Below are 518 nucleotides of genomic sequence, written 5' to 3'. Positions count from 1 at the left end.
AGCCTACCACAGGGAAATCGGTAGGGAAGCCACGGCTCCGAGGTTAGCCTGCGCCGCGCTGAGGCCAGCCTACCACAGGGAAATCGGTAGGGAAGCCACGGCTCTTATCGGCCGCACGGTCATTGCACCGGCAGCCTACCACAGGGGAATCGGTAGGGAAGCCAGTCTTGGCAACCTTGGGCATCCCTTAAAGGCAGCTTGTCCGGTTTGATGACAAGACGTGACTTCCCAGCACCCTGAACCGTCCCGGGTTTTCCGGAGGCAGTTTCATTTGAGTCATGCAACCATATCGAGGGTCTTTTGGGCTGCATGGTATTTGGCTTCGGCCTCTGCGGGCGGGATGTGCCCGATGGGGCCGAACAGGCGGTTGTTGTTGAACCAATCGACCCAGCGCAGGGTCGCCATTTCGACGGCCGACGCGCTCGGCCATGACCGCTGGCGCCAGATGACCTCGGCCTTGTAGAGGCCATTGATCGTCTCGGCCAAGGCGTTGTCGTAACTATCACCGACGCTTCCGA

General features: G+C 60.4%; 1 protein-coding gene. It reads right to left on the bottom strand.

Annotated elements, in window-relative coordinates; translation table 11 throughout:
* Positions 1-276: 276 nt before the first annotated feature.
* Positions 277-518: integrase core domain-containing protein (locus H163_RS0121030; protein WP_019965145.1), on the bottom strand; the 242-nt coding region annotated here is incomplete at its 5' end.

It is taken from the genome of Pannonibacter phragmitetus DSM 14782, from assembly GCF_000382365.1.
GTDB classification, from domain to species: Bacteria; Pseudomonadota; Alphaproteobacteria; order Rhizobiales; family Stappiaceae; genus Pannonibacter; species Pannonibacter phragmitetus.
The sequence above is the reverse complement of the archived record's forward strand: the minus strand, read 5'-3'. Positions and strand labels throughout refer to the sequence as shown.